This is a genomic window from Acidovorax sp., from assembly GCF_046339755.1.
Classification (GTDB): Bacteria; Pseudomonadota; Gammaproteobacteria; order Burkholderiales; family Burkholderiaceae_C; genus Acidovorax.
Map to the genome: position 1 here is coordinate 1 of NZ_JBKDTZ010000027.1, position 6,459 is coordinate 6,459.

7 protein-coding genes are annotated in these 6,459 nt (G+C 67.1%); 5 read left to right on the top strand and 2 right to left on the bottom strand.

Annotation, left to right across the window (positions count from 1 at the left end; genetic code table 11):
- Nucleotides 1-164: 164 nt before the first annotated feature.
- The 5 genes from prfA to ACK59X_RS02420 all read left to right on the top strand — a co-directional run bounded on the left by prfA (nt 165) and on the right by ACK59X_RS02420 (nt 5,095).
- A complete protein-coding gene (gene prfA / locus ACK59X_RS02400) occupies nt 165-1,253 on the top strand; it encodes a peptide chain release factor 1 (protein WP_409954849.1) in 1,089 nt (362 codons plus the stop codon).
- A 23-nt stretch (nt 1,254-1,276) separates the two neighbouring features.
- Nucleotides 1,277-2,131 carry a peptide chain release factor N(5)-glutamine methyltransferase gene (gene prmC, locus ACK59X_RS02405; RefSeq protein WP_409954851.1) on the top strand — a complete coding sequence of 285 codons (855 nt, stop codon included), beginning with the start codon at nt 1,277-1,279 and terminating at the stop codon, nt 2,129-2,131.
- Nucleotides 2,132-2,184: 53 nt separating this feature from the next.
- Nucleotides 2,185-2,508 (top strand): Grx4 family monothiol glutaredoxin, encoded by a 324-nt coding sequence (gene grxD / locus ACK59X_RS02410; protein ID WP_409954853.1) that lies wholly within the window; start codon nt 2,185-2,187, stop codon nt 2,506-2,508.
- 156 nt (nt 2,509-2,664) lie between these two features.
- A complete protein-coding gene (locus ACK59X_RS02415) occupies nt 2,665-3,672 on the top strand; it encodes an AAA family ATPase (protein WP_409954855.1) in 1,008 nt (335 codons plus the stop codon).
- 91 nt (nt 3,673-3,763) lie between these two features.
- A complete protein-coding gene (locus tag ACK59X_RS02420) occupies nt 3,764-5,095 on the top strand; it encodes a hemolysin family protein (protein ID WP_409954857.1) in 1,332 nt (443 codons plus the stop codon).
- Between the two features lie 13 nt (nt 5,096-5,108).
- Here ACK59X_RS02420 and ACK59X_RS02425 read toward each other — a convergent pair whose 3' ends face one another.
- A complete protein-coding gene (locus tag ACK59X_RS02425; protein ID WP_409954858.1) occupies nt 5,109-5,792 on the bottom strand; it encodes a lytic transglycosylase domain-containing protein in 684 nt (227 codons plus the stop codon).
- On the bottom strand, nt 5,789-6,459 hold a 671-nt coding region (locus tag ACK59X_RS02430; RefSeq protein ID WP_409954860.1), incomplete at its 5' end, for a His/Gly/Thr/Pro-type tRNA ligase C-terminal domain-containing protein. The genes ACK59X_RS02425 and ACK59X_RS02430, both read right to left, overlap by 4 nt.

Consider the following 6,459-nt stretch of genomic DNA (forward strand, 5'->3'; position numbering starts at 1 on the left):
CCGAGATGCGTGCCCAGACGGCGCAGACCGTCTCGCGCCAGTTCCTGCGCTCGCAAAGCAAGCACAACGGCCTGTAGCGGCGACCGCCGCCCCACCGGCCCGCTGTCCGCTACCGGCAGCATCCGCTGCGAAAGCGCAGCCCCCTCCCCACTTTTTGGCACCGCATGAAGACCTTTCTCCGAAACCAGCTGGAACGCTATGCCCAGCGCCTGGGCGAACTCGATTTCCTGCTCTCGCGCGAGGACATCATGGGCGACATGGCGCAGTACCGCCTGATCTCGCGCGAGCACGCCGAAGTCACCCAGGTGGCCGGCCGCTATGCCCGCTACCAGCAGCGCGAGGCCGACCTTGCCGGCGCCCGCGAGATGCTCGCCGACCCCGACATGGCCGAGATGGCGCAGGAGGAAATCACCAGTGCCGAAGCCGAACTGGTGGAACTGGAAGACGAGCTGCAACGACTGCTGCTGCCCAAGGATCCGGATGACAGCCGCAACGCCTTCCTGGAAATCCGTGCCGGCACCGGCGGTGACGAGTCGGCCCTGTTCGCGGGGGACCTCACGCGCATGTACTCGCGCTATGCCGCCAACGTGGGTTGGAAAGTCGAGGTGGTGAGCGAGAACGCGGCCGAACTCGGGGGCTACAAGGAAATCGTGCTGCGCATCGAGGGCGACAATGTCTACGGCCACCTCAAGTTCGAGTCCGGCGGCCACCGCGTGCAGCGCGTGCCCGCGACCGAAACGCAGGGCCGCATCCATACCAGCGCCTGCACCGTGGCGGTGATGCCCGAGCCCGACGAGACCGAGGCCATCAAGCTCAACCCGGCGGACCTGCGCATCGACACCTTCCGCGCCAGCGGCGCCGGCGGCCAGCACATCAACAAGACCGATTCGGCCGTGCGCGTGGTGCACCTGCCCACCGGCATCGTCGCCGAATGCCAGGACGGCCGCAGCCAGCACAGCAACAAGGCCAAGGCGCTGCAGGTGCTGCAGGCACGCATCCAGGAAAAGGAGCGCAGCGAGCGCGCCGCCAAGGAAGCCGCGCTGCGCAAGGGCCTGATCGGCAGCGGTGACCGCAGCGACCGCATCCGCACCTACAACTTCCCGCAGGGCCGGCTCACGGACCACCGCATCAACCTCACGCTGTACAAGCTGCTGCTGGTGATGGAAGGTGACCTGGGCGATGTGCTCGAAGCCCTGGCCCATGCGCGTGAGGCCGAGCAGCTTGAGGAACTGGAGACCAGCGCGGCGGTCTGATCCCCTGCAACGCCCTGCCCGCCATGGACGACACCACCGCCAACCCGCCCGCCACCGTGGCCGATGCCCTGGGCCAGGCCCGCACCCTGGGCCTGGCGCGCATCGACGCGCAACTGCTGCTGCTGCAGGCGGTGGGCCGGGCCGGTACCGACCGCGCCTGGCTGCTGGCGCACGACACCGACGCGCTGTCGCCCGAAACAGCGCAGCGCTTCCAGGCGCTGTGCCTGCGCCGCACGGCAGGAGAGCCGGTGGCCTACCTCACCGGCACCAAGGAGTTCTACGGCCTGCCCCTGTCCGTGGACGCACGCGTGCTGGACCCGCGTCCCGACACCGAGACCCTGGTGGACTGGGCGCTCAAGCTCATCACACCCCTGCCCGCTCCGCACGTGGTGGACCTGGGCACAGGCAGCGGCGCCATCGCGCTGGCCCTGCAGCACCAATGCGCCGCCGCCCAGGTGCTGGCGGTGGATGCCAGTGCGGACGCGCTGGCCGTGGCGCAGGCCAATGCCGCGCGACTGGCTCTGCCCGTACGGTTTGTGCAGGCCAACTGGCTGCATGGCGTGGATGGACGCTTTGACGCCATTGTCTCGAACCCACCCTATATTCCCGCCGCCGACCCGCATCTGGCGGCGCTGACCCACGAACCGCTTGCGGCCCTGGCCAGTGGCGAGGACGGGCTGGACGATATACGCACCATTGTGGTGCAATCCCCGGACCATCTGCTCCCCGGCGGCTGGCTGCTGCTGGAGCACGGCCATGACCAGGCGCAAGCCGTGTGCGCGCTGCTGCGCGAGCGGGGCTTCGAGCAGGTGCAAAGCCGCATGGACCTGGCAGGCATCGCACGCTGCTCGGGCGGACAATGGCCAGGAATGAAATAATCGCGGTATTGCGGGCCGCGGAGGCCCGCCCGCCCCTTTGAAGGAGTATTCCCATGAGCGACACCCAGCAACGCATCGACGCCCTCGTGAAATCCAGCGACATCCTGCTGTTCATGAAGGGCAACGCCAGCTTCCCCATGTGCGGCTTCTCGGGCCGCGCGATCCAGATCCTCAAGGCCAGCGGTGTGGATCCCAAGACTGTGGTCACCGTGAACGTGCTCGAGGACGACGAGATCCGCCAGGGCATCAAGGAATACAGCCAGTGGCCCACCATCCCGCAACTGTACGTGAAGGGTGAGTTCATCGGCGGCTCGGACATCATGATGGAAATGTACGAGTCGGGCGAACTCACGCAGGTGCTGGGCACCGGCGAATAAGCGATTCCTCGCTTGCCAAGAAGCCGCCCACGGGCGGCTTTGTGTTTTCTGGCAACACAAGGCGTTGTCAGGGCTTGTCCTGCATTTCGTCGGGCATGTTGTGTGCTTGAATGCTTGCGAGATGTGACGCTTTTGCAACTCACCAAGGAGCATGCGATGACCGGCCATAGCCTTGTTCCCCACACCCCCGCCCTGCGCCTGCCGGTGGCCCAGATGCGCAACGTGTTCCACCCCGGCGATGTGGAGCGCAAGCTCTCACGGCTGCAGGAGTCGGGCAACCAGCGCGAGTACGAATCCCTGCGCACCGTATACGAGCGCATGCTCGAACGCGGACCGGAGCGCTTCCAGGTCAAGCCCTCGGGCGTGCCCGACATGGCCAGCCTCTACGAACAATTGCCCAACTTCACCGACGTGCTGGACGATGTTAAGCGCCATGTGGCCCTGGCGCAGGACAGCAGCGACGGCCTAGAAGTGACACCCATGCTACTTTTGGGCCCGCCGGGCATCGGCAAGACCCACTTCGCGCGGCACCTGGCCGAACTGCTGGGCACGGGCATGAACCTGTTGCCCATGAGTTCCATGACCGCGGGCTGGCTGCTCTCGGGCTCGTCCGCGCAATGGAAGGGCGCACGGCCCGGCAAGGTGTTCGAAGCGCTGGTGGAGGGCGAGTACGCCAACCCCGTGATCGTGGTCGACGAGATCGACAAGGCCGCATCCGATGCGCAGTACGACCCGCTGGGCGCGCTTTACAGCCTGCTGGAGCACGACACGGCGCAGAGCTTCACCGATGAGTTCGCCGAGGTGGCCATCGACGCAAGCCAGGTCATCTGGATCACCACGGCCAACGACACGCGCGGCATTCCCGACCCCATCCTGAACCGCATGAACGTGTTCGAGGTGGAGGCGCCCACACTGGCGCAGGCCCGCACCATTGCACGCAACCTGTACCAGGGCATACGCGCGGGACACGACTGGGGCCGCCTGATCGACCCCGAGCCCCAGGGCGACGTGCTGGACCTGCTGGCCACGATGCCGCCGCGCGAGATGCGCCGTGCGCTGATGACGGGCTTTGGCAACGCCCGGCTGGACCGGCGTTCCACGGTGGAGGTGGCCGACCTGCCGCGGGCCGCCGCCGGGCGCGGGCGCATCGGCTTCGTGCAGTAGGCGGAGGCCCGCAATGGGCGCCTTGGTGCGCCGGGCAGGCAGATACACTCTGTAGCCCGGTGTGCCACAGCGCCACGCTCTGTCGCCTTCCATGAGTCTTACCCAAAGCTTTTTCGTGATCGGGCTGCTGATTGCAGCCAGCGCCTTCTTCTCCATGGCCGAAATTTCGCTGGCGGCCGCACGCCGCCTGCGGCTGCGGCAGATGGCCGACGAGGGCGATGCACGCGCAGACCGCGTGCTGCGCATGCAGGAGCACCCGGGCGACTATTTCACGGTGGTGCAAGTGGGGCAGAACGCGGTGGCCATCCTCGGCGGCATCGTCGGCGAGGGGGCGCTGAGCCCGCACTTCAGCATGCTGTTCGGCTGGTGGCTGAGCGAGGGCCATGCACAGACGGTGGGCTTCCTGGCCTCGTTCCTGGTCATCACCTCGCTGTTCATCCTGTTTGCCGACCTGTTCCCCAAGCGCCTGGGAATGGCCGAACCCGAGCGGCTGGTGGTGCGCCTGGCCGAGCCCATGGCCTGGTGCATGACCCTGCTGCGCCCAGTGGTCTGGTTCTACAGCCGGCTGGCAGATGCGCTGTTCCGCGTGCTCGGGCTGTCGTCGCTGCGCGACGACCGCATCACCTCGGACGACATCCTGGCCATGATGGAGGCCCGCACGCGCGCCGGCGTGCTGGCGGCGCGCGAGCAACAGGTGATCACGAATGTGTTTGAGCTCGATACGCGCACCGTGTCGAGCGCCATGTCGCAGCGCGACCGGGTGTCCTTCTTCCTGCGCGACGAGCCCGATTCGGTGATACGCCTGCGCATTGCGGCCGAGCCGTTCTCCACCTACCCGGTGTGCGAGGGCGACATCGATCACGTGGTGGGCTATGTGGACGCCAAGGACCTGTTCCAGCGCGTGCTCAACAACCAGCCCATCTCGCTGGCCGACGACAGCCTGGTGCGCAAGGTGCTGATCGTGCCGGACCGGCTCACCTTGTCGGAGGTGCTGGAGCAGTTCCGCCAGGTGCACGAGGACTTTGCGGTCATCGTCAATGAATACAGCCTGGTGGTGGGTGTGGTGACCCTCAACGATGTGATGAGCACGGTGATGGGCGACTTGGTCTCGCCGCTGGACGAGGAGCAGATCGTGCGGCGCGACGAGAACTCGTGGCTCATCGACGGCGTGACGCCCATCGGCGACGTGCTGCGCGCCCTATCGCTCGACGAACTGCCCCATGCCGAGGAGTACGAGACGCTGGCCGGCTTTTTAATGGTGATGCTGCGCCGCGTACCGCGCCGCACGGACAGCGTGAGCTGGGGCGGCTACAAAGTCGAGGTGCTGGACGTGGACAGCTACCGCATCGATCAGGTGATGGTTTCGCGCCTGTCGCAGGCGGGAGGCCAGGACAACGCGAACACGCCAGGAACCATCGTCTAGCTCCCGCGAGAGATCAGCCAGCCGCTGGCCGGTCGACGTATTCCCAGCTGCGCTGGGCACCGAATACGGCATTCGGATAGGGTGGACGCCCCCGGCTGCCGTTGTAACGGCCCAGCGCCATGAACAAATCGCCGCGCTCGCGGTCGATGTAGTGGCGCAGGATCACGCAGCCAAAGCGCAGGTTGGTCTGCATATGAAAGAGCTTGCCGGCATCGCCATCGCCGATCACGCGTGTCCAGAACGGCATGACCTGCATGTAGCCGCGCGCGCCCACGCTGGAAACGGCGAACTTGCGGAAGCCGCTCTCCACCTGGATCAGGCCGAGCACCAGGGACACGTCGAGCCCGGCGCGCTTGGACTCGTACCAGACGGTCTGCAGAAAGTCGCGGCGCACCTCCCACTCGGGCTTGCGCCGGCGCAGGCGGTCGCTCATCGCGGCCAGCCAGCGCACGTAATGCAGGCGGGTGTCGGTGGTGAAGAATTCGGGCTCGGGCGGGGCCTGGTTGGCGATGGCGGAGCTCAGCGCGGTGCGCACCGAGTCCATCAGGGGCTCTTCGAGCTGGCCGCCAGCGTGCGCCGCCGTGGGCGCAACCAGCCAGGCCGAGGGAGCCGCCAGCGACGCGGCGGCCACCAGGCAGTTGCGCCGCGACAGCCCGGTGCCCAGCCCGTTCAATGCGTCCACCCCCTCGCCGCTCATACCGCCATGCGGCCCTTCACGTGGGCCCAAATGTCGGTGATCGCCACCTTGGTGGCGGCGCTGTCGCGGCGGTGCTGGTATTCGACATGGCCTTCCTTGAGGCCACGGTCGCCGATCACCACCCGGTGGGGCACGCCGATCAGCTCCCAGTCGGCGAACATCGCGCCAGGGCGCTCGCCGCGGTCGTCGAGCAGCACGTCCACGCCTTGGGCGAGGAATTCGGCATAGAGCTTATCGGCCGCGGCCTTGACTTCCTCGCTGCGGTCCATGCCGATGGGGCAGATCACCACGGTGAAGGGGGCAATGGCGTCGGGCCAGATGTTGCCGCGCTCGTCATGGTTCTGTTCGATGGCGGCGGCTGGCCGGCGCGTGATGCCGATGCCGTAGCAGCCCATCTCCAGCGGCTGGGGCTTGCCGTTCTCGTCGAGGAAGGTGGCATTCATGGCGCGGCTGTACTTGGTACCGAGGTAGAACACATGGCCCACTTCGATACCGCGCTCGATCGCCAGTTCCCCTTTGCCGTCGGGCGAGGCATCGCCTGCCACGACGTTGCGCAGGTCGGCCACGGCGTCGGGCTCGGGCAGGTCACGGCCCCAGTTGACCCCGGTCATGTGGAAATCGGCTTCGTTGGCGCCGCAGATCCAGTCGGCCATGAGCGCCACGTCCC